Here is a 23,589-nt window from a genome sequence, read left to right on the forward strand (position 1 = left end):
AAATGCCTTGTTCTTACCAAACAACACGTTAGTTATTTGCTAGGAACCAAAATGTGGTATCCCCTAGGGGATTCGAACCCCTGTTACCGCCGTGAAAGGGCGGTGTCCTAGGCCTCTAGACGAAGGGGACCCGGACTTATGATTTAACTCGTARCCGAGTTTTATAACACATTCACTTCAGTAGGCTAGGAAGCAAATGCTTTGTTCTTACCAAACAACACGTTAGTTGTTTGCTAGGAACCACTCTCTATAAAATATAGATGGTATCCCCTAGGGGATTCGAACCCCTGTTACCGCCGTGAAAGGGCGGTGTCCTAGGCCTCTAGACGAAGGGGACCCGGACTTATGATTTAACTCGTAACCGAGCTTTGTAACACATTCACTTCAGTAGGCTAGGAAGCAAATGCCTTGTTCTTACCAAACAACTCGTTAGTTATTTGCTAGGAACCACTCTCTATAAAATATAGATGGTATCCCCTAGGGGATTCGAACCCCTGTTACCGCCGTGAAAGGGCGGTGTCCTAGGCCTCTAGACGAAGGGGACCCGGACTTATGWTTTAACTCGTAACCGAGYTTTRTAACACATTCRCTTCAGTAGRCTAGGAAGYAAATGCCTTGTTCTTACCAAACAACACGTTAGTTATTTGCTAGGAACCAAAATGTGGTATCCCCTAGGGGATTCGAACCCCTGTTACCGCCGTGAAAGGGCGGTGTCCTAGGCCTCTAGACGAAGGGGACCCGGACATATTAATTTGAACTTAACATTCCCGTTTAACATCTACGGTCTCATAGGCCTCTTCTAAGTAGCGAAGTATGCCTTGGGTGTATTAATTTAAACTTTCGTTTCTGCTTAATAAGGCAGTAAATTGGTGGAGCTACACGGGATCGAACCGTGGACCTCTTGCATGCCATGCAAGCGCTCTCCCAGCTGAGCTATAGCCCCAAATTTTTGTCAACACAGCTAACTTTAGCAGTATATGTATCAGCAGAAATTTAGATTTTGTTCTTACCAAACAACACGTTAGTTATTTGCTAGGAACCAATATTTGGTATCCCCTAGGGGATTCGAACCCCTGTTACCGCCGTGAAAGGGCGGTGTCCTAGGCCTCTAGACGAAGGGGACCCCGGACATATTAATTTGAACTTTTCACTAGAAAAGGTTCCCGTTTAACATCTACGGTAAGTTTGGTGGAGCTACACGGGATCGAACCGTGGACCTCTTGCATGCCATGCAAGCGCTCTCCCAGCTGAGCTATAACCCCAAACCTATCGAACTACATTTAAGTGCACTGCAAGCATTTGCTCGACTGTGTCTCAACTGCGTGGCGCATTCTATGCAGCGCACCTAAAAGTGTCAACTCGTTTTTTTAGGAATTTATTCTATCTGCTACAAATTCAATCGCTTTGGATATTCTTTGCTCAGAACGGCTTCTTCCAATTAAAAATAGTGTGATATCTAAGCCTGGAGACTGCCCTGCCCCTGTTACTGCAACACGTAAAGGCATACCGACCTTACCCATACCCACATCTAATTCAGTCGCAGTATCTTCAATTGCCTGATGAATAGCTTCAGCTGTCCACTCAGTTAATGCCGATAATTTCTGTTGCACCAGTTGCAATGGCTCTAACGCAACACCGCGTAAATGCTTTTTCGCCTGTGCTTCATCAAACTCAGCAAAGTCTTCATAGAAATAGCGGCTAGATGCAGCTAACTCTTTTAGAGTCTTAGCGCGCTCAGCTAATGCAGTGACCACTTCAGCTAATGCTGGGCCATTTGACAGATCAATTTTTTGATCGTCCATGTGCCATTGTAAGTGTGTTGCCACATATTCTGGATCTAGGCTCTTTATATAGTGTTGGTTCAACCACACCAGTTTATCGGTATTAAAAGCAGAAGCGGCTTTGTTGATGTCACTCAACTTAAAGAATTGCTTCATTTCTTCTAATGAGAAAATCTCTTGGTCGCCATGTGACCAACCTAAACGCACTAAATAGTTCAGCAGTGCTTCTGGTAAATAGCCATCGTCACGGTACTGCATTACGCTAACAGCGCCATGGCGCTTGGACAACTTAGCGCCGTCATCACCTAGAATCATAGATACGTGTGCATATTCTGGGATCGGCGCCCCTAATGCTTTAAGAATGTTGATTTGACGCGGGGTATTGTTGATATGATCTTCACCACGCACCACACAAGTGATCCCCATATCCCAATCGTCAACCACCACACAGAAGTTATAAGTTGGCACGCCGTCGGTACGGGCGATGATCAAGTCATCTAATGCATCGTTAGAAAATTCAATCCGACCACGAACATGGTCATCAAATACCACTGAACCACCGATTGGATTTTTAAAACGCACCACAAATGGTTCATCAGTCTCGCGAGCGGGTAAGTCGCGACAGCAACCATCATACTTTTGTGCTTCACCGTTAGCGGCCTGTGATTCTCTTAAGGCATCGATTCGCTCACGTGAACAGTAACATTTATACGCTGTGCCCTTTTCTAACATTTGAGCAATGATTTCGTTATAACGGTCAAAACGCTTAGTTTGGTAATATGGGCCCTCGTCCCATGTCAAACCTAGCCAGTTCATGCCTTCTAAAATCGCATCGCAAGCGGCTTGAGTCGAACGCTCAATATCAGTGTCTTCAATACGTAATACAAACTCACCGTTATTTGCACGGGCTTGTAACCAAGAATAAAGTGCAGTACGGGCACCACCAACATGCAAGAAACCGGTAGGACTAGGGGCAAAACGCGTCTTAGTTGTCATAATGGGACACTAACCTATATAAAGTCGTCTAGATAAAGACAATCACGATAAAAAAAGTGGGCTTATTCTAACAGTCAAAGCAGGCGCTGCAAATGGGACAAGCTTCACAGTATCACTTATCTGGTTAAATCGTGTCGCGAATCCCTCCCTTTTATAGGGAAGCCAATATAAAGCGATATATAAAGGTGGCACTATTGCTATCGCCACCATTGATGAATGCTAACACTTGAGATGATTTTTCAGGCTTTATATTCCAACCCCTAAATCTCTACACCTATATTCCTTCGACTATAAATATCTGCGCCATCGAACACGCGCATCTATACACTATCAATGCACTCATACTATTAGTGCGTAGTGCGCTAATTTTTATAAATCACTCACTTCCTCAGCACTTTTACCACAAAAAAGTCCGGTGAATGGGATGAGTTCAACTCGTATTTAATCGCGAGCGTCCAAATTACGTACCATTGACTGGCGAATTAAATAACACTTTGATCGGCGGCGTGATTAGCATTAAGCCAATGTGGACAAAAATAGCGCGACCAATGCTTTTTTCACTAAAAAGCGTTGACACTAGATCGAACCTCCCTATAATACGGCTCCACACAGCGAGGTCGATTAGCTCAGCTGGGAGAGCACCTCCCTTACAAGGAGGGGGTCACTGGTTCGAGCCCAGTATCGACCACCATATTTTCTACAAAGAAATTATGGCATACAAAATGTTATATCCCAGGTCGCTTAGCTCAGCTGGGAGAGCACCTCCCTTACAAGGAGGGGGTCACTGGTTCGAGCCCAGTAGCGACCACCATATAACTTAATGTATTAATGTGTAAAAGTCATTCCCAGGTCGCTTAGCTCAGCTGGGAGAGCACCTCCCTTACAAGGAGGGGGTCACTGGTTCGAGCCCAGTAGCGACCACCATTATTTAGTGAAGAATGACTTAAAAAATGTGTAATTTAAGAATGCCCAGGTCGCTTAGCTCAGCTGGGAGAGCACCTCCCTTACAAGGAGGGGGTCACTGGTTCGAGCCCAGTAGCGACCACCATATTCTGAAACACACATGTTATATCCCAGGTCGCTTAGCTCAGCTGGGAGAGCACCTCCCTTACAAGGAGGGGGTCACTGGTTCGAGCCCAGTAGCGACCACCATATTCTGCAACACACACGTTATATCCCAGGTCGCTTAGCTCAGCTGGGAGAGCACCTCCCTTACAAGGAGGGGGTCACTGGTTCGAGCCCAGTAGCGACCACCATAAATCTCCCCCAATAAACTTTACCCACGCGCTTACTCAACTATGCTTGATCTCAATCAGCGAGTGATAAATTATGCTGTTCGGCATTTTATACTTCGTTAAATACTAAGACTATCGACACTCAGCCTGATTTCATTCTGCTTTAGCATTTTTGGAGATCAACATTATGGCCAGCGTCAGTCAATCCGCTTCTCTTGCCAATATTGCCACTTATTTAAAGCATACCCACGCCTGCGATGAGCAAACGGCTCTAAAAGAAGCGCGGGAAGTCATGCATAATCTCGTCAGCATGCGCCAAAAAGGCTTTATTACCGGTTGGTACTTTGATGAACAAGGCCATTTAGCCTTGTTACCTAGCGATGCTATCCTTAAACGTATTCTTTTAGAGGATGACTAACAGCATCAAATGAATTGTGTCTTGATTGACTACGATAGCTATCGACTTAACCTCCATAGACTTCACATCTCACCTACACTTCTTCTCCTAAAGCAACCCACCACAATATTTGTCGTTATATCGCATACTTTTACGGCTTTTTTTGATCTCAAAATAACTAAGTTTGTTTAATTTATCTGCAACGACAAGAGCCGTCAATTTGGGGCCGAACTTCACTATGGGTGGGTTTCCACCCAAACACAAAATCACTGTGAGCGAGATCTCACCCACCAAACTAAAAGTGTGACAAATATCAAATGAACTACACTTTAGTAACCAAACACTTACAGAAGCCAGTGTAAGTTGGCGTGGTATTTGCCTTTAGTAAGACAGACCTCAGGGAAATCAAGGCTGTATTCCTACTCAAACTTGGTAACAAACTAACCAAGACTGAGGACAAATCCTAACAACAGAAAAAGGAACTCAAGATGATATTGAATCAACAAACTGGATTGACCCGTCCACTCAAAACCTTAGTCAAAATGCTCGCTGTTGCCTCCGTATTTGCGACCAGTTTTAACGTATTTGCAGAACCGATTGAAATTAAGTTTTCACACGTAGTGGCAGAAAACACACCTAAAGGCCAAATGGCACTTAAATTTAAAGAACTCGTTGAACAACGTTTACCAGGTGAATACAAAGTCAGTGTATTTCCTAGCTCACAGTTATTTGGGGATAACAACGAACTAGCGGCACTGCTGTTAAACGACGTACAATTTGTAGCGCCTTCACTCTCAAAGTTTGAGCGTTACACTAAACGTCTACAAATATTCGATTTACCTTTCCTATTCAATGATATGGATGCCGTGAACCGTTTCCAACAAGGTGAAGCTGGTCAAACATTACTGAACTCCATGAGCCGTAAAGGGATTGTCGGTCTGGGTTATTTACACAATGGTATGAAACAGTTCTCATCTAACACACCACTTAAAAATCCTGCTGATGCAAAAGGCTTAAAATTCCGCGTTATGGCATCTGATGTTCTAGCAGCCCAGTTTGATGCTGTTGGTGCAATCCCAGTGAAAAAACCTTTCTCTGAAGTATTTACCCTACTTCAAACCCGCGCTATCGATGGTCAAGAAAACACTTGGTCAAATACTTATTCACAAAAGTTCTATGAAGTGCAAAGCCAAATCACTGAAAGTAATCACGGTGTTCTCGACTATATGGTCGTGACCTCTGACACTTTCTGGAAAGGTCTACCTGCTGACAAACGTAAGATCATCAAAGAAGCTTTAGACGAATCTATCGCATTAGGTAACAAGATTGCCGCTGAAAAAGACAATGAAGACAAAAAGTTAATCCTTGATTCTAAACGTTCACAGTTAGTGACTCTGTCTCCTGCTGAACGTCAAAAATGGGTTGAGGTAATGAAACCTGTTTGGGCTAAGTTTGAAGATCAAATCGGTAAAGATGTGATTGATGCTGCTGTAGCTGCAAATAAATAATAATGATGATAGTCGCCTAAGCTCAACCGAGCTTAGGCGACCATTTCAGCGAGGGGATTATGGCTGTGATATCGCGAATATTTGGTTATATTGAAGAAGGTGTGCTCAATTTATTGATCACTCTGATGACGCTGTTAGTGTTTTCAGAAGTCGTCGCTCGCTTCTTCTTCAACACGGGTTTTCTTTGGATCCAAGAACTTACATTAACCTTTTGCGGTTGGTTTGTGTTATTTGGTATGTCCTATGGGGTTAAAGTCGGTGCCCATATTGGTGTCGATGCGTTTGTTAAAAATTTAGCGCCAAAGGCTAAAAAGATAGTATCTCTTATTACCGCCTTTGTTTGTATCGTCTATTGCGGACTCTTTTTAAAAGGCAGTTGGGATTACTTAAGCCAGATGTATCAAATCGGTTTGCCTATGGAAGACATACATTTCCCACAATTTATATTAAAAAGCCTCGATCCAGATTTTGCTTGGAACACTTTAAAAATCGATATTGAAGATGGCGCAATACCGATTTGGTTATCTCAAAGTATTTTAATTATTGGCTTTTTTATGTTGACTTGGCGTTTCGTCGAACTCTTTATCGCCATTCTGCGTGACCAAGTCTCAGGCTTCCAATTTGCCGATGAAGCGAAAGAAAGTATGCATTTAATCGATGAGAGCGCTAAAAACGCTAAAGTAGATCCAGTCTCTGACCAAAAGGAGGCTAAATAATGGCTATTGCAACCCTATTTACCGCCCTATTCGTATGTATGTTTCTCGGTATGCCTATCGCTATCGCATTAGGTTTTTCCAGCATGCTGACGATTTTATTGTTCTCGAATGACTCCTTAGCTTCAGTTGCACTCAAGCTGTATGAGTCTTCATCAGAGCATTACACTTTACTCGCTATCCCCTTCTTTATTCTGTCATCCGCCTTCCTATCAACGGGTGGTGTCGCTAGACGGATTATCGATTTTGCCATGGACAGTATTGGACATGTCCGTGGTGGATTAGCAATGGCATCCGTTATGGCGTGTATGCTGTTTGCTGCGGTTTCTGGTTCATCTCCTGCGACTGTTGCGGCAATTGGTTCTATCGTCATAGTCGGCATGGTAAAAGCAGGTTATCCCGAAAAATTTGCTGCAGGCGTGATCACGACCTCTGGCACTCTCGGGATTTTGATCCCACCTTCAATCGTCATGTTAGTGTATGCCGCAGCAACTGAAGTGTCGGCTGCAAAAATGTTTATGGCAGGCTTAATCCCAGGTTTAATGATGGGATTTATATTGATGATCGTCATTTATATCGTTGCCCGCTTTAAAAACTTGCCCTCACGTCCTTTCCCTGGCGTTAAACAACTGGGGATTTCAAGTGCCAAGGCAATGGGTGGATTAGCACTCATCTTTATCGTATTAGGCTCTATCTATGGTGGCGTTGCTAGCCCAACCGAAGCATCAGCTGTGGCTTGTGTATATGCTTACCTTATTGCGGTATTTGGCTACCGTGATATCGGGCCATTAAAAGACGTGGCATGGCGTAATCAAGATGAAAACTTAGCCAAAGCAACTGCGCGTAACTTAGGCCATATGTTCTTAGGACTGATTAAAACGCCTATCGACAAAGACATACGTCATGTTGTGCGCGATGGTGCCAAGGTCAGTATCATGCTGCTGTTTATCATAGCTAACGCTATGCTATTTGCGCATGTATTAACCACAGAACGTATCCCTCACATTATTGCTGAGTATATTGTTAGCATGGGTTTACCCGCCTGGGGATTCCTGATCATCGTTAACTTACTGTTGCTTGCTGCCGGTAACTTTATGGAGCCATCGGCGATTGTACTCATTATGGCGCCAATTCTGTTCCCTATTGCAACGCAATTAGGTATAGATCCTATCCACTTAGGTATCATAATGGTCGTGAACATGGAGATCGGTATGCTAACGCCGCCGGTGGGACTCAATCTCTTTGTCACCGCTGGGATCACGGGGCGCAGTATTGGTTGGGTGATTCAGTCGGTTCTGCCTTGGTTACTCGTGATGCTAGCCTTCTTAGCCCTGATTACTTACGTACCACAGATTTCACTCTTCTTACCTGAATGGTTGGATTCGATGCGTGGATATTAGTCTGCAATTCAAGGTTGTGAGATTACCCCTTGATTACAGATAGATTTTAAGCGAGCCTAGTCAGGCTCGCTTTGTTTTATTATGCGCAGTATCAGTTATTGATCCCGTTGCTTTATCAGGATAACCACCATGTTGCCCATGACGCCTAAGGCCAAGAAACGCCTCTTTCTGACCGTTGTGTTACTTGCAGGCCTATTTGCAACCCTCAAACTGACATACTGGGTGCATTTGCATCAAGGTAAAATCGAGATCCAAAAGCAATCGGAGAAACAACTAAAGGAATTAGTCAGTTTTCTCGATGGTGCACTATCGCGCTACGAAAGTATTCCCCACGTGCTCTCGACTAACCCAATGCTCGCCAATGTCCTGAACGACCAGCAGAATCCTGACAAAGTCCAAGAGCTTAATTTATATCTCGAAGAAATTCAGCATGTTACCGAAGCATCCGATATCTATCTGATTGATGCCTTAGGTATCGCCATTGCCGCCAGTAACTGGCAACAAAGTTTTTCCTTTATTGGCAAGGACTACTCCTTTAGACCCTATTACACAGATGCTATCTCGGGCAATCTAGGCCGTTATTATGCAGTGGGTACCAGCTCAGATAAGCGCGGATTTTATTTCTCTTACCCTATTTATCAACAAGGTGGTAAAGGCATACTTGGGGCCATCATAGTCAAAGTTAATATTGCCGACATAGAGCAACAAAGTACCAGTATCGCAATTGCGGGTCAGTATCAATTCCTTATCAGTGATCCTGAAGATATCGTCTTTATTTCCAGTATCGATGAATGGCGGTTAAAGTCATTAACCCCGCTTACCCAAGCCAAGCAATATGCCCTTAATGCCTCTAAACGCTATGCAGAACGTCCCATAGGAGAGTTGTTGATGAAGCCGCCCTATGAAAGTGGTAGTCAAGCTATGCTTTACCAACTGCAAACGGGTACAGACCATGAACAATACATGGACATCCACCAATCAATGGCTAAAGCAGGCTGGCGAGTACACATCTTAGCGCCAATCAAACCTTTACTGACCTCTTTGCCCGCGCTGATGTTACTGTCAGCCAGTATTTATCTTTTGCTGGCACTCAGCATCCTATTTAACGCCGAGCGCCGTCGCAATCTACACCGAATGCAACTAGCGCAAAGCCTTTTAGAACAGCGAGTTGAAGAACGTACTCAGGACTTACAGCAGGCCAACAATCAACTCAAAGATACTCAAGACGAGCTGATCCAAGCGGCAAAACTGACAGTAATCGGTAGTTTATCCGCCAGTATTAACCATGAACTCAATCAACCACTCGCGGCACTTCGCAGCTATGCCCAAAATACCCAAACTTTTCTCGCCCGTGATATGCAAGATAAGGCACTGGATAATATCAAGATTATTATTGAACTTACCGACAGATTAGCCGATATTGTTGGGCAATTTAAAAGCTTTACCCGCAAGAGCCAAGGCGCTGATAGCGCAACCGATATTGGCCGCTGTATCAAGCAAGCCCTGACCATAGTTCAACCTGCAATTGATAAACAGGGTGTTGAACTCGATGTGCAATTACCCAACAGCAACTATCAGGTTTGGGGGGATAAGGTTAGATTACAACAAGTGTTTGTCAACATTATGAGCAACGCAATTGTCGCTATGCAACAATCGGTTAAACGCCAATTGGTTATCCGCGTGACCAGTGAAGATAAGTTTTGCATCAGTATCCAAGATTCGGGCCCTGGTGTGCGTGAAAGCCAAATGGAGAAAATCTTCGAACCCTACTTTACCACCAACGAACGGCACGGATTGGGGCTAGGCTTATCGATTTCACAACGTATTATCGAATCCATGCAAGGCCAAATTAACGTTGCCAATGCCGAAGAGGGTGGCGCTATTTTCCAGATTATTTTACCTATTTACTTGCTCGAGGAACGTTAGTTTTATGAGTGTGCCCAATTCAATTCAAGATTATTCTGTTCTCATCATCGACGATGAGCCGCACATAGGCACAGTTCTCGTTCAACTATTTGAACTGGAGGGCATTAAGGCGCTCGCCACCACAGAACCCAAAGGTATCGCTAAGTTGCTGCATAAAGATTGGGCGGGAATGGTGATATCGGATGTCAACATGCCACAATTAGACGGCATCAGCTTAATGCAACAAATCCGTCTGCAAGATCCCGATCTCCCCGTCGTCCTACTCACTGGTTTTGGTGATATTGCCATGGCAGTCAATGCCTTAAAACAAGGCGCCTACGACTTTCTCGAAAAACCCTTTAATAACGAACATATACTCGATGTGGTTAAACGCGCCTTAGAAAAACGCAGTCTGACCTTAGAGAACCGCAAGCTTAAAAAGGATCTCGAAAGCCAAAGCGTACCGGGCCCTCGTATTTTGGGCAACAGTGTCGGCATCAACCGTATGCGCCACATCATAACGCAAGTGATAGATACGCCTGCGGATGTGTTAATTGAAGGCGAAACAGGTACAGGTAAAGAACTTGTTGCCCGCTATTTACACGACCACAGCAGCCGCAGCCAAGCTAACTTTGTCGCCATCAACTGTGGTGCAATCCCCGAAAACCTGATTGAAAGTGAACTCTTTGGCGCCGAAGCGGGGGCCTTTACTGGCGTCGATAAGATGCGCATTGGCAAATTTGAATATGCCAATGGTGGCACGTTATTTTTAGATGAAATTGAAAGTACACCACTGTCGTTGCAAGTAAAACTGCTGCGAGTGCTTGAAGATCGTAAGGTTGAACGTTTAGGGTCAAACAAAAGCATCAGCCTTGATATACGGGTAATCGCCGCCACTAAAGTAGATTTAAAGAGCCTGTGTGACACCGGGGAATTTCGCCAAGACTTGTTGTATCGCTTAAATCTGGTGACTGTACCCATCCCTCCCCTGAGAGATCGCCGTGAAGATATTCCGTTACTCTTTTTACACTTTGCCCGCGTCGCATCGGCACGCTATCACAAAGCGCTTATCGCCTTAAATGCAGAGCAAAACGCGATACTTACTTCCCACGACTGGCCAGGCAATGTGCGTGAGTTACGTAATCTCGCCGAACGCTTTGTGCTGCTGGGCGGAGAAGCCGCCTTTGCTGGCACGTTAGGCAATACTCCAAGCCTGCACTCGAGTATGTCCCTGCTACAAAGGGTAGAGTTTTTTGAACGGGTACTGATTGAAGAAGCACTTAGCCACAACAAGGGCAGCATTAAGCAGACCATGGAGCAGCTAGAACTGCCCCGCAAAACCCTCTACGACAAAATGCGTAAATACGATTTAGACCGCAAACAATACATTAATTCCGATGACTAAAGGACATATTTAAGCTTTAGACTAACGCCCGTTTGACATGAGTTTGATGGTAATGCAAACGGGTGATTGCTAAGGCGATCAAGGCTAATAAGGTTAACGATCCCATCACCACACCGCGCCACTGCGCCTCATGCCAAAACATCATCAAATAAGGGCCGCCAATCGCAGCACCTAAGTAATAACAACATAAATAGAGTGACGTCGCCTTAGCTCGATCACGACTGGCCCGCATTGCAACAAAGGAATTACAACAACTGTGGGTAAGGAAGAACCCACAGGCGGTCATTAAAAAACCTAAGCTAATGGTTAAGGTCGTATCAAACAGGGTCAGTAAACTGCCGAGCAACATCACGCACCAAGACCACTGATACAACTTATGTTGGCCAAATTTGGCGAGCCATTTAGCAGTAAAATATGACGCAACAGTGCCGCTGGAATAACACAGGAAAATCAAGGTAGCTTGGAAACGACTCCATTCATAGGGTGGAGCCATCAAATGCAGTTGAATAAAACTAAATTGATTCACCATCATCATGAAGGTCAAACCACCAATCGCGTAGACTAAACGCATTTGCGCATCGGTGAGATGATGACTAAAGCCATGAAGATCTTGCGCTAAACGGGCGCGTTTTGATAAGGAAGGCTCAGTGTTACTGGGTGACATCGACTGCGCATCGGCAAGTGAAGGCAGCAAATAGTTCACTAAAGCCACCCCCGCTAACGTCACTAGAAACAGCAACCACATAGATTCTTGCCAAGATAAAAACTGCGACATTAAACCACCTAGCAGACGTCCAACAATCCCGCCAATACTGTTCGCCATAATATAAATACCTGCGGCTTTCAGCATAGTGCTCGGTGATAATTGCTCCTTAAAGTATGCCATGGCAATCGCAGGTACGGCAGCGAGTAATGCACCTTGTAGCAATCGCACTAGCACTAACCCATTAAAATCCGGCGCCCAGATTAATAGTAAGTTAGACAATGCCAATAACCACAAGCTGACAATAATTGGAGTGTGTCGACCGATACGATCTGACAGTACCGCATACAAGAGCAATGAAAAGGCTAAGGAAAAACTGGTCACCGACAGGATCAAGGTTGCTTTAGAGCCTGATACCGCAAAATGTTCCGCAATCAGCGGCAACATGCCTTGCATTAAATACAAGTTGATATAGACCACCACTGAAGCGACGCAGAGCGCCCACATCAATCGGGTGTCACGCTGTTTATTGTCAATCATAGTATCTAATACGGCTTGCACGGGAGCCTCAACCAAGTATCACTCATAGGATAGACAAAGATTATCACTGGGCATAACATAACAATAATAGATAATATCTATCGTAATCATTGATTTTTGTTATAGAAATAGCGCACCAAAAGTACACATCTTGCCACTGATAAAATAGTACGAGCCCGATTAATGGATATTCGCCAACTCAAACATTTAGATGCCCTTGCCAATACCGGCAGCTTTACCGCCGCAGCCAAGAAACTGAATATGGCTCAGCCCGCGTTAAGCCAAAGTATCAAGCGCTTAGAGGTCGCACTCGGCGTCACCTTAGTCAATCGTACGAGCAACAAGAATGATAAACTGCTCACACTCACGGCCGAAGGTTTAGTCCTGCATCAACATGCCACTTTGATCCTGAAACAGGTTAAACAGGCCGAAGCGCAAATCCGTGCCATGGCCAATCTCACCTCAGGGGAAGTCCGCATTGCCGTGCCGGGCATGCTGGGTTCTTTCTATCTCCCCTCGCGCTTAATGGCTTTTCGGCATAAGTACCCCGAGTTAAAACTATCACTGTTTGAAGGCGGGACGCGGGATGCACTGCGCATGTTGCAACAGGAAGAAGTGGATATTGCAATCATTACCGCCCAAGACCTACAGCCCGAATTTGATAGTCAGCTGTTGATCCGTGAGCAAATGGTGATCGCCATGGGTGCCGAACACCCTTTAGCGGAACATAGCGCTGTGAGTCTACATGACTTTTTCGACCATGAATTAGTGATGTTCAAGACAGGTTATTTCCACCGTGAGTGGATACTCTCTCAAGCCAAAGAATTAGGCAAAAAGCCCAATATTGCCTTCGAGACCAATTTGATTAATCTGATTAAACAAATTGTTTCCCAAGGATTTGGGATCACCAGTGTACTTGAGATGGCGATAAGCTCAAAAGATGACATTTTAGCCAAACCCTTCGATCCACCGGTATTTTTAAACCTCCATATTGCATGGAAAAAGCAGCGCCCCGTCAGCCAAGCAGACCGCGCATTTGTCGATTTTTTAATGTCAAATCGCTAACCTAAACCAGCAAATACAAAAAGGGCTAATATCAATATCAGCCCTTCTCTCTTACCATTAAACCTTCCTATTTTACTCTGAGGGTTTAGCCTTGTTTACGACGACCAAAAGCAAAAGGTAGCAACAACAAGCTTAACCAACCTAAGGCACCACCATCATCTTTCTTGGCTGGTGTTTCAGTCACAGATACAGACACAACACTTGAATCTTTATTGCCGTGGTTATCAGATACTGTCAGTTGGAATGAAACCGTCTGAGCAGAGCCACTCACGTTTGGTGCGACGAGATTAAGCTTGGCCGCATTAGCGTCAAAGTTAAAGCTGGGGCCCCCTAACTGAGTCCATTTGTAGGTCAAAGGATCATTGTTGGCATCCGACGACTTGCTCGCATCGATGAACAAAGGTTTACCTTCTTGGACAGTGGCAGGAGCTTCAATCACAGCTACTGGCGCCACTTCTGGAACATCAAATTGATACTCCTGCTTCAAGATTTCAGCCGAGTCGTTATTCACTTTGTTGGTCAATGCCACTATGTTGCCTTGACTCGCCTTACGTGGCACTAAGTCAAACGTGACATCTAATGCCGCAGCAGCAGAGGCCATTTCGATAGTCCAAGTGATCTTATTGCCCACTTGTGCGCCTTGATGGCTAATATTAGCCACTTCGTGACCTTCTGGTAATAACGCCTCTAGGGTGTAAACACGGGTTTCTTGCGTTTTGTTCGCTTCAATACGTGTCTTCATCACTTTAGCGGTGCCAGGTGTTAATTCACCAGAAACAGTACTGCCTAGAGGAGGTAATACGTCATCACTAACGCGCTCAAATACGACCGGAATTTTAACAGGTGCGACTTTGTCATCAGTGGTGGTCAGCGTCAGCATAGCTATGCCAGCATCTCCCACTAGCATCGCTTGTTTCCATGCTAAGTTGACATTGAAATCTTTATGATCACCCGTAAGATTTGCAGTTAAGTTATCACCCGCTTCATCGTATAAGGTTACTTGTTTCAAACTAAAGGCATCATCCGCATCGGCTGCAGATGCCTGATAGTTTTGTACAACGACAATATACTCACCCTTCACTGGGTTCTTAATGGATACACTTTCCTTTGAACCGCCAAACGCAGAAGATGCCGCGATAGAAAGCTTGCTACCGTCTTTCTTATCGAGTATCACAAACATGTCTAAGTCAGGAGAGGTTGTATTACCGATTGATGCATTGAAATATAAAGCTTTATCTTCAACATTAAAGCTAAATACTTTTACGCCATCGGCCAAATCATCAAATGCACTATCGGTATTTGAATCCTGTTTCACACTTGATTCATAAGTAGCGCTTAATTTAAGTGCAGTCACTGTCGCCGCAACACCCGGTAGATCAACCGCTTTCAAGTGCGCCAAATTGCGTTCATCGGCATCACGTGAGGCTGAAACATTAACCAAAGCAGGTAAATCGCGTTTAGCTATCTTAGCTACGATCGGCATATTAGCCGTTGGGAAAGTATCGGACGTTAATACTAAGTTACCAAAGCCCCAACTTGCACCGACGTCAGTCACATCCGCAGTCACTGTAATCGTTTGGCTTTCACCTTTTTTGAGATTAAAGCTTTCTGGCGTCACAGTTAACGCGAATTTATCCGTTGCGGAAACGCCTTTTGCAGTCCAGCTACCATCAGCCGTTGCAGTAACAGTACGTGTCCAAGTACAAGTATCGATACAACGTGAATCAGCCATGCTTGGAATGTTTAGCTTACGTGGATCGCCACCTGTCGAAGGATTAGCAATCTCGTAGTTTAAGGCACTTTCATCCATCACTAAGCCCGTTTTTGCCGCTAAATCAACACGAATACGACCGGCTCCTACGTCAAACGGATCAGCAACGGTTTTACCATCGGCTTTTTTCATGGCTTGGGCTGTCGTTGACGTCATCATTAGCGCAGAACGAATGTTGTCTGGCGTCCAATCCTTATGTAGCGATTTAAGTAAAGCACCAGCACCGGCAACGTGAGGACTCGCCATTGAAGTACCTGACATCAAAGTGAAATCAGCAGGATCTGTACCTGTTTCATCATGGCCGAATTGTTGGTCGGAATAAGCTGCGTAGATGTCACTGCCCGGTGCAGCGACATAGGGTACGAGTACATCGTTAGTCAGATTAGGTCCAATCAATGAACTGGCAGATAAAACATCCGCTTCTTTACTGGCAACTTTAGGGGTTGGAGACAGCGTGATTTCAAGAGCAGGATTTGCCGCCATAGCAGCAATCAATTCTAAGCCATCAATATCACCAATAAATACCGCTGGAATATTCAATTTATCCAGCCCCGACATAGTCAGACGCGCATTATTTTCACCATCTCTATTGAAAACAATCACACCCTTAGCGCCAGCGGCCATTGCGGCGGCCACTTTGATATCGAATGAGCAAACACCGCGTCTTAAAACGGCGATCTTGTCTTTAAAGGCATCGGCTGGGAACGGTTTACAGGCTTCAAAATTAGTCGCATCGATTGCGCCAGCATAAAGGGGCACACCTTTGAGCACTTCAGTTTGAACCGGACCAGAACCAGCAGTGTAATGATAGTTTTTACCATTAAATTCCACGGCGCGTACTATGTCACGGTTATGAGTCGAGTTAGCGACCGAAGTATACCAAGGTGCATTTTTAGGCGTAGAGTAAGGTGTTTGATTAATCGCAGGGCTCGTGCTTGTCGCAGCACGTGTGTTACCCGCAGCCACTGCAGCAAAAATCCCCGCATTACGCGCGGCTAAAAAACCTTGTTCCGTCGCACTATTCCACGGGTTTCCACCACCACTGATAGAAAAGTTCAGCACATCGACGCCATCTTTAATCGCATCATCTAAGGCTTTTAAAATCGGTGCGGTCGGGCAGCCAGAATAAGTGTCGCCCGCATTACCCGGATTACAAATTTGATAAGCTATAATGTTTGCATGTGGTGCAACACCTGAGATTTGTTTAAATTCAAGGCCTGTCGCAATGCCATCGCTTTCTAACTTACCTGTTTCACCTTGCACATAAGGCACATTCACTAGGATGTTACCTGCTGCGGTACTCGCAACGTGAGTACCATGCCCACCGTAATCCTCACCATTTTTAGCTGGAGGGGTGTCACCAAACACTTTTGCATCGTCGTAGTTATTTGTTATCTCAGAGTAACTGCGAACTCCAATCAACTTGTCATTACACATGCTCGCGAAATCAGTTTTACAATCACCAATATAGATGCCTTGACCTAATGGGTTTGTGTGGTCATAGCCATCTTGGCCAACATCAGCGAATGAAGCATGATCTGAGTTAATACCTGAGTCGATAATACCGACGATCACGCCTTCCCCCATGGCTTTCGTGCCCGTCGCGCTGCCATCCCATACATTAGGAGAACCGATAAGCGCTTGACTGACATCGGTTTCCATTTGCTCCATACGCTCGCGCTCAACAAACGCAACCTCAGGTAACTCAGCCATTTTCTTCGCTTGAGCTTGAGTCATGCGAACCGCCATACCGTTTAACGCATACTGATATGTCGTTAATGGTTGCAGATTGGTGCCAATAGCCGCACTCGCGTTAGCTAAAAATCGGTTCTGTTTTACTTTCAAATAACTAACATAACTTTTGACTTCAGCTTTAGAAGCATCAAGTTTACCGTTCACAGCAACTTTTGAAGTAACGTTTACCTGCACTCTTTGTGAACTAGTCGCTTTTAATCCTGGAATAGTTCCTTGGTAATTAGCAACCGAACTATCGCGTAAACGAACGATATAAGTATATTCACCCTCACCTAAATCTGCTTCTGGTACAAACTTAACCTCAGCTCCGGCAGCGTTACCGCGTAATGAAGTGACTTGTAATTCACTTGGAATATCTAACTGCAAGGTTTCACCCGTAGGTGATAATACGGTTTGTGCATTTGCCGCCGACGATAACAGTGCCATAGACACTGCTAATGCTATTTTAGTTTTCATTGTGACTTCCCTAATTCTTATAAGTTGTATGATTTATAAAACTCAGGTTTGGATGGCATGAAAACGCTGCGGCAACCAAAAACATCACCCGTAACTGACATTTTTTATGAATAACCATTCAATTTACTGTGATGATGATCACTGAGTTTTATCGCGACAATTTGTAACACGCGATGATACAAATTAAAACAGCAAATTAACAGAACGTAACTCAGTAAATAATGAACGACCTCATACCTTGTTAAAATAAATCCATAGAACCTTTATCAGACTGTTTTATGCCCCAACGATAATTCGTAGTGTAAAAATCGATAAAAACAAATAATACACATTAAATCATAGAGTTAAACTCAACACTTAAGTATCATCTCAAAAATAGCATTAGGTTAAACAGAATAAATCCCCGTAAATAAATACTCTTTTTTATAAATATCATTAGTTACAAAATAAACACAAAAGACCCTAAATAAAACAATAAAGAATCAAAAATTAAACATTAAATTAACAAATTGTATGCATTTTGTATTTGTATAATATTTTACAAAATGATACCCCTTATAAAAATTAACTAACTTATGCATTAATATTCTTAATCCTGTATAGAGCAAATTAATACTTAATCTCACATTTACAGCATAGCAAGCGGATTATTGACCACAAAAAAGCCCTTTCAATATCGAATTGAAAGGGCAAAATCTTCATCAATATAAAAACAATATTATTGCAGTTGTGGCCAGTGGTTAATTCGCCATCACCGCCTTCATTAACACTTCTGTCGTGAACTTATCATTATTGATAACTGGGAACCTGTCATAGGTTTGGAAGATCACTTGGTCTTGAAACTTGATCATCGCCACTACGCCATATTGGATACTTTTATCGATCGATTTAGCGGGCAGTGTAAATTTAAATGGCACAGGTGCTCTGGCGATATTGAAGGTTTTTTGTGCGACGACGACACCTGGAGTATTCAAATCAATAATGGCAATAATGATTTGGCAGCCTTGAGGTAATGGGATCTTCTCTAGATAGCCAGCTGCGCCATTGATGATAATCGGTTGTTCAGGTGTTACAGTCACGCAGCCATTGAGCAAGACAGCCATGAGAGAGAACAATATAAACGATTTTATTTTCAGATACATACTAACGTCCTTTTACCATGCGTATCAGGCCTTCTTGGGTAGAAGAAGCCACTAACTCGCCTTGTTGATTGAAAAACTGCCCTCTGACGTAACCTCTGCCACCGCTAGCATTAGGGCTATCGATACTGTAAAGCAACCACTCTCCCATATTAATCGGGCGGTGGAACCACATCGCATGGTCGATCGTCGCCATTCGTACCCCAGGACTTAAGAAGGATACACCGTGGGGCTGAGCTGCCGTGACTAAAAAGTTAAAGTCTGAGGCATAGGCGAGTAAATATTCATGGATATGGGCATCATTTGGCATAGGACCATTAGCCCTCATCCAAACATAACGGTACGGCTCGGTTTCTTTAGGCGCAAAAGGGTGTAGTGGATTGACCAATCGCATCTCAATTGGCGCATCGGCCATAAACTTTTCAAGTATGCTCGGCGGTACTTTATCCCGCATCGTCAGCGCCAATTCCTGCTGATTCAACAAACCTTCAGGTCCGGGCACTTGCGGCATAGCGGCTTGATGACTAAAGCCTTCCTCAGGTTCTTGGAAGGAGCAGGTCATATGAAAAATAGGGCGACCTTTTTGAATAGCACTAACCCGACGAGCGCTAAAACTACCGCCATCACGCATATTTTCTACTTCGTAAACAATCGGCAACTTCTCGTCACCTGCACGTAAAAAGTAGGAGTGTAATGAATGGATCTTACGCTCAGCAGCTACTGTCTGTTTTGCGGCGCTCAGTGCTTGGCCCATCACTTGACCACCAAACACATGCCCAAAACCCAGATCTTGGCTTTGACCACGAAAGAGGCCAATTTCAATTTGCTCAAGGGAAAGTAATGATAAAAGATCGTCTAATACCTGACTCATGGGATCCTACTGCGTAATTAGCAATTAATCTTAAAGGGTAACTCAGTTAGCCTTAGGCTGACCAGTCTTCTATCGATTATTCACAATCAAATCATCACTCCAACGGTGAGGAATTAAACGAGGCACGCTGGATTATCATGTTGTTTATTGTGGTTAGCATCTACGGCCATTTACTGCATTTAAATCGCTATAGATGCAGGCTTAGTTCAAATACAAGCATGATGAATCAATCGATTTTAATGTGATGTTCTAGCGCACTTAACTTAGACCAAGACAACACTTTATCCTCTCCACAGGAGTGCAAAGTCACGGGGAAGGATTGGTGTAACTGTGGCCACTGCTGCGCGAGGTTATCTGGCGTAAAAAGACCTTCATTAAAATACATAGGCTGAAATTCGACAAACATGCCGTGGCTAACACTGCCCGCTCCGGCGAGTAGATGTTGACCATTTGGCGCCTGTTCACTCACCAAGAAAGCCGTAGTAGCAGTTAATGATTCAAAGGAAAATAGCGGCTGAATCGCACTCGCTAAATGTTTGGCCGTCATCGCAGTTACGGCCTGAGGGCATAAACTATTGACTCGAATATTATGGATTTCACCTTCTAATGATAAGCTATTCACCATGCCGACCAGCGCCATCTTGCTTGCACTAAAACCAACTTGGTGCAAGTCACCGAACAAGGCCGAGGCTCCCGTTGTCATCATTATCCGGCCAAAATGCTGTTGTTGCATATAAGGCCAAACAGCTTGAGTGAGATAAAAGCTGCCATTGAGATCGACATCCAATTGCCGTTGCCACTGCTCAAGTTTAATGTGCTCAAAGGGACAAGCACCATAAACGCCCGCGTTATTAATCAAGATATCAATGCGATGCCAGCGTAGGATCACCTCTTCAATCATGCTATTCACTTCATTTCGCTGACTCACATCAAGCACAAAATAAATGCAATCTCCACCGAGTTTAATAATGCTGCAATAGGTCTGCATTAATTCTAAGTTAGCTTGGCTCGTCTGAGCGCCGTCGGTGGAAATTGACTCATAAGACGATAACGGCTGGTCGACGAGTATCACTTTTGCCCCCCGTTCAGCCAACATGATGGCATACGCTCGACCTAACCCAGCCGCAGCCCCAGTGACTAATGCCACCTGATTGTCAAAACGCATCCAAATATGTCCTTATCGGCATTGTTGTAGCGGCAAAAAATAACGAGCATAGGGTAGCAACCGCCTATGCTATCTACTAAACAGAGTATTTAGCGTTATGCCTATGTCATGGACAGCACAAAGCCTCCATAAACATTAACTATGGAAACACAGACTTTTTTGATTTTCTTTGAACTTAACGACAAATCTCATCCTGCATCAGTGAACATATGTGCGCCAATTCAAACTCTGTTAAATGCGTTTATTAGATAGTGCTCACTTTCGTGTTAAATCTTGTTATGCTATGCGCTAATTGAGCCCTTGCTCGGTACCATTTCCATTTACCAATAACGACTGGACGCCATGAATCCTTGGATTTTAGCAATAAGACCCCGTACGCTACCCGCGGCCATAGGTCCCCTACTGATAGGCAACATTCTCGCCCTGCATCTTGAGAGTTACAGCTGGTTAATCGCTGCCACTTCAATGTTGTGTGCTGTCTTATTACAAATCGCCGTCAACCTCGCTAACGACTATTTTGATTTTAAAAACGGCATAGATACAGACGAGCGCTTAGGGCCCGTTCGCGTGACTCAAAGTGGTTTAATTTCACCAACAAGCGTTCGCAATGCCATGATATTTTGTCTCTTAATGGCGCTTGCCGTGGGATCATATCTGATTTGGCACGGAGGCTGGCCCATCGCCATTCTCGCCGCAGCCGCTATTTTAGGTGCTCTTGGCTACAGTGGTGGCCCCTATCCCCTCGCCTCCCATGGGCTCGGTGAAGTCGCGGCATTTGTCTTTTTTGGCTTAGTTGCAGTGGTGGGCAGTTATTATTTGCAGGCGGGCGATACGACTATTAATGCTTGGTTATTAGGCTGTGCAATTGGCTTATTCAACGCTGCGATTATGTTGGTGAATAACACTCGCGATATCCGTACCGACACCCAAGCGGGCAAGCATACTCTAGCGGTACGTATTGGCGAAGCTCAGGCAAAAGTGCTTTATCAAGCTTTAATCTATTTGCCCTTTGGCTTAGTCATCGCTGGCTTTTTATTCGGTATTTTACCCGGCTTACCAGTACTACTTGCGGGATTATCTCTGCTTATTGCCCGCAAACTCAGTAGCGATTTTTATGCAGTTTCTGGTGAAGCCTTAAATCCGTTACTCGGCCGCACAGCTAAGTTAACCATGATTTTCAGTACCTTGTTTAGCGTAGGTTTAGTGTTTACCGCATAAGAGTAAATCCGCTAAGCTAATGCTACACCACAGCTCAATGCTGAATATAAAAAGGTTCATATCTTCGATAGATACGAACCTTTTTTATTGGCCGCAGCACGACTCCAATTTGGCTTATTATCGACGAGGGAAATCCTACCCTCCATTTATTGCCAGATATAACCAGAGATCAAAGTGTTTAACAAAATACCATTAAAGTTGCGTTCGGCATGGGATGAACCATTATGGCCTGCACCAAAACACACATGTAGCGGTAATAAATGCTCTTCCCGCGGATGACTAAAACGCGCTTCAGGGGCTGATTGCCAATGAGTTAACGCTGTTTTTACCTCGGCAGAACTAACACTTGCCGTTAAAGTTTGCGTCAACCAATAATCAAATTCTGCACTGCGTCTTTGCACTGTGAGATCGCTTGAGAAAAATGCCCGCATATTGTGAAACGACATGCCAGACCCCACGATCAACACCCCTTGGTCCCGCAGCGGCGCTAAAGCCTCCCCAATCGCTATATGGGTTTTAGGATCGAGGCTGTGGACTAACGACATCTGCACCACGGGAATATTCGCCTCAGGATACATCAACTTAAGTGGTACAAAGGTACCGTGATCGAATGCGCGTTCGCTATCTAAGCGGGCGGCGATGCCCTTATCCGCTAGCATATTCGCAATCTGTGCGGCTAATTCTGGCTCACCGGGTGCAGGATATGTCAGCTGATAAGCCTCAGGTGGAAATCCATAGTAATCATACAAAATACTTGGCTTTGGGCTACTCGACAAAGTCACCACAGATTCTTCCCAATGGGCAGTGATCAACACAATCGCCTTCGGAGTTGGCATTGGCGCTGTTACTGAAGTTAAAAATGCACGCAACTCCCTATGATTAACATCATTGAGCAAAGGCATAGGGCCACCACCATGGGGCACAAATAGCACAGGCATACGACTCGCGTTAACTTGCATCATAATCCTCTCGTGTTGATTAACTTATATCTGTACTACTGGCTTTAAACTCAGCATTTCTCACTTAACTCACTGTTCTACACAACACTTCAATGCATGCTTAAAATGCGGAACGACTCTGCACCAACTGCCGCTGAAATCGCACTAAACGCTCAATAATTTCATCCAGTTTAATAATCAGAAAGAGTCCTGCCGATAAGCTCAATGCCGGCAGTGCATTAATCGGCGCTTCATAGTTAAAGTGGAAATAAATCGCCCCCAGCATAATCGCCAGTAAACCGCTCGCCGATAGCACTCGGTAGTCACGTAGACACAATCCAAGGGCGCCAATCACTTCCATCAAACCAATAAAATAACCAAAACCAGTGGGAAGATTCATTAATGTGAACGGAACATGGAACATAGACACGCCAAATAACTTGGCAAATCCCGAGATGAAAAACACTATGCTCATCGCCAATGTGACGGTTGCAGCGGCGCGATTGAGTGTATTGGCACAAAGGAATAACTTCTGTGTATCAACCTCTGCAACTAAGCCATTGATACTTGAACCCTTGGTATTACATAAGTTTGAAAATCGCATCGCACACACCCCATTAAACGTGAT

Annotated in this window: 16 protein-coding genes and 13 tRNA genes; 14 read left to right on the forward strand and 15 right to left on the reverse strand. The window is 44.5% G+C overall.

Translation table 11 applies throughout. The annotated features are described in order from the left end of the window. Window positions 1–54: 54 nt before the first annotated feature. The 8 genes from L5M40_RS13535 to gltX all read right to left on the reverse strand — a co-directional run bounded on the left by L5M40_RS13535 (window position 55) and on the right by gltX (window position 2,777). Window positions 55–130: transfer RNA gene (locus L5M40_RS13535), tRNA-Glu, on the reverse strand. Between the two features lie 131 nt (window positions 131–261). Further along, window positions 262–337 (reverse strand) — tRNA-Glu (locus L5M40_RS13540). A 131-nt stretch (window positions 338–468) separates the two neighbouring features. Further along, a tRNA-Glu gene (locus L5M40_RS13545) sits at window positions 469–544 on the reverse strand. A 118-nt stretch (window positions 545–662) separates the two neighbouring features. Continuing rightward, window positions 663–738, reverse strand: a tRNA-Glu gene (locus L5M40_RS13550). A 129-nt stretch (window positions 739–867) separates the two neighbouring features. Then, window positions 868–943: transfer RNA gene (locus tag L5M40_RS13555), tRNA-Ala, on the reverse strand. A 104-nt stretch (window positions 944–1,047) separates the two neighbouring features. Then, a tRNA-Glu gene (locus L5M40_RS13560) sits at window positions 1,048–1,123 on the reverse strand. A 63-nt stretch (window positions 1,124–1,186) separates the two neighbouring features. Next, window positions 1,187–1,262 (reverse strand) — tRNA-Ala (locus L5M40_RS13565). A gap of 105 nt (window positions 1,263–1,367) precedes the next feature. Beyond that, on the reverse strand, window positions 1,368–2,777 hold the full coding sequence (gene gltX / locus L5M40_RS13570) for a glutamate--tRNA ligase (protein WP_105252064.1): 1,410 nt from the start codon (window positions 2,775–2,777) through the stop codon (window positions 1,368–1,370). Window positions 2,778–3,392: 615 nt separating this feature from the next. On the opposite strand from gltX, the gene L5M40_RS13575 reads away from it, so the two are divergent. From L5M40_RS13575 to L5M40_RS13630, 12 genes are all read left to right on the forward strand, one after another. Beyond that, window positions 3,393–3,468: transfer RNA gene (locus tag L5M40_RS13575), tRNA-Val, on the forward strand. Between the two features lie 44 nt (window positions 3,469–3,512). Further along, window positions 3,513–3,588 (forward strand) — tRNA-Val (locus L5M40_RS13580). 37 nt (window positions 3,589–3,625) lie between these two features. After that, window positions 3,626–3,701 (forward strand) — tRNA-Val (locus L5M40_RS13585). Window positions 3,702–3,749: 48 nt separating this feature from the next. After that, a tRNA-Val gene (locus tag L5M40_RS13590) sits at window positions 3,750–3,825 on the forward strand. Between the two features lie 28 nt (window positions 3,826–3,853). After that, window positions 3,854–3,929 (forward strand) — tRNA-Val (locus L5M40_RS13595). A gap of 28 nt (window positions 3,930–3,957) precedes the next feature. After that, window positions 3,958–4,033 (forward strand) — tRNA-Val (locus L5M40_RS13600). A 166-nt stretch (window positions 4,034–4,199) separates the two neighbouring features. Beyond that, window positions 4,200–4,430 carry a hypothetical protein gene (locus L5M40_RS13605; protein ID WP_105252063.1) on the forward strand — a complete coding sequence of 77 codons (231 nt, stop codon included), beginning with the start codon at window positions 4,200–4,202 and terminating at the stop codon, window positions 4,428–4,430. A 467-nt stretch (window positions 4,431–4,897) separates the two neighbouring features. Then, window positions 4,898–5,917: a TRAP transporter substrate-binding protein gene (locus tag L5M40_RS13610; RefSeq protein ID WP_173497703.1), complete on the forward strand. Its 1,020-nt coding sequence runs from the start codon at window positions 4,898–4,900 to the stop codon at window positions 5,915–5,917. Window positions 5,918–5,976: 59 nt separating this feature from the next. Then, complete coding sequence (locus L5M40_RS13615) at window positions 5,977–6,633, forward strand: TRAP transporter small permease (RefSeq protein ID WP_173497702.1); 657 nt, start codon at window positions 5,977–5,979, stop codon at window positions 6,631–6,633. Next, entirely contained in the window at window positions 6,633–8,030 is a 1,398-nt protein-coding gene (locus L5M40_RS13620) for a TRAP transporter large permease (protein ID WP_173497701.1), read from the forward strand. The genes L5M40_RS13615 and L5M40_RS13620 overlap by 1 nt, the downstream gene beginning before the upstream one ends. 129 nt (window positions 8,031–8,159) lie before the next feature. Further along, window positions 8,160–9,956: an ATP-binding protein gene (locus tag L5M40_RS13625; protein ID WP_173497700.1), complete on the forward strand. Its 1,797-nt coding sequence runs from the start codon at window positions 8,160–8,162 to the stop codon at window positions 9,954–9,956. 4 nt (window positions 9,957–9,960) lie between these two features. Next, window positions 9,961–11,340 carry a sigma-54-dependent transcriptional regulator gene (locus tag L5M40_RS13630; RefSeq protein WP_173497699.1) on the forward strand — a complete coding sequence of 460 codons (1,380 nt, stop codon included), beginning with the start codon at window positions 9,961–9,963 and terminating at the stop codon, window positions 11,338–11,340. Between the two features lie 16 nt (window positions 11,341–11,356). Here the strand turns inward: L5M40_RS13630 and L5M40_RS13635 are convergent, their stop codons facing one another. Beyond that, window positions 11,357–12,604 carry an MFS transporter gene (locus L5M40_RS13635; RefSeq protein WP_113941015.1) on the reverse strand — a complete coding sequence of 416 codons (1,248 nt, stop codon included), beginning with the start codon at window positions 12,602–12,604 and terminating at the stop codon, window positions 11,357–11,359. A 162-nt stretch (window positions 12,605–12,766) separates the two neighbouring features. Here L5M40_RS13635 and L5M40_RS13640 point away from each other — a divergent pair, with 162 nt between their 5' ends. Continuing rightward, complete coding sequence (locus L5M40_RS13640; RefSeq protein WP_263176939.1) at window positions 12,767–13,648, forward strand: LysR family transcriptional regulator; 882 nt, start codon at window positions 12,767–12,769, stop codon at window positions 13,646–13,648. An 85-nt stretch (window positions 13,649–13,733) separates the two neighbouring features. On the opposite strand, the gene L5M40_RS13645 is transcribed toward L5M40_RS13640, so the two are convergent. The 4 genes from L5M40_RS13645 to L5M40_RS13660 form a co-directional block, all read right to left on the reverse strand. Further along, window positions 13,734–17,630: a S8 family serine peptidase gene (locus L5M40_RS13645; protein ID WP_263256767.1), complete on the reverse strand. Its 3,897-nt coding sequence runs from the start codon at window positions 17,628–17,630 to the stop codon at window positions 13,734–13,736. Window positions 17,631–18,370: 740 nt separating this feature from the next. Then, a complete protein-coding gene (locus L5M40_RS13650) occupies window positions 18,371–18,772 on the reverse strand; it encodes a YbaY family lipoprotein (protein ID WP_168824317.1) in 402 nt (133 codons plus the stop codon). Window position 18,773: 1 nt separating this feature from the next. Further along, window positions 18,774–19,640 (reverse strand): acyl-CoA thioesterase II, encoded by an 867-nt coding sequence (gene tesB / locus L5M40_RS13655; protein WP_028761097.1) that lies wholly within the window; start codon window positions 19,638–19,640, stop codon window positions 18,774–18,776. A gap of 226 nt (window positions 19,641–19,866) precedes the next feature. Next, on the reverse strand, window positions 19,867–20,805 hold the full coding sequence (locus tag L5M40_RS13660; protein WP_028761098.1) for an SDR family NAD(P)-dependent oxidoreductase: 939 nt from the start codon (window positions 20,803–20,805) through the stop codon (window positions 19,867–19,869). A 342-nt stretch (window positions 20,806–21,147) separates the two neighbouring features. On the opposite strand from L5M40_RS13660, the gene L5M40_RS13665 reads away from it, so the two are divergent. Further along, complete coding sequence (locus L5M40_RS13665) at window positions 21,148–22,023, forward strand: 1,4-dihydroxy-2-naphthoate polyprenyltransferase (RefSeq protein ID WP_028761099.1); 876 nt, start codon at window positions 21,148–21,150, stop codon at window positions 22,021–22,023. Between the two features lie 146 nt (window positions 22,024–22,169). Here L5M40_RS13665 and L5M40_RS13670 read toward each other — a convergent pair whose 3' ends face one another. Beyond that, window positions 22,170–22,985, reverse strand: a complete 816-nt coding sequence (locus L5M40_RS13670; RefSeq protein ID WP_173497697.1) for a DODA-type extradiol aromatic ring-opening family dioxygenase — start codon at window positions 22,983–22,985, stop codon at window positions 22,170–22,172. A 97-nt stretch (window positions 22,986–23,082) separates the two neighbouring features. Continuing rightward, window positions 23,083–23,565, reverse strand: coding sequence for a DoxX family protein (locus L5M40_RS13675; RefSeq protein ID WP_173497696.1), 483 nt, complete (start codon window positions 23,563–23,565; stop codon window positions 23,083–23,085). Window positions 23,566–23,589 lie beyond the last annotated feature (24 nt).

The organism is Shewanella sp. SM68, from assembly GCF_025653925.1.
Classification (GTDB): Bacteria; Pseudomonadota; Gammaproteobacteria; order Enterobacterales; family Shewanellaceae; genus Shewanella; species Shewanella oncorhynchi.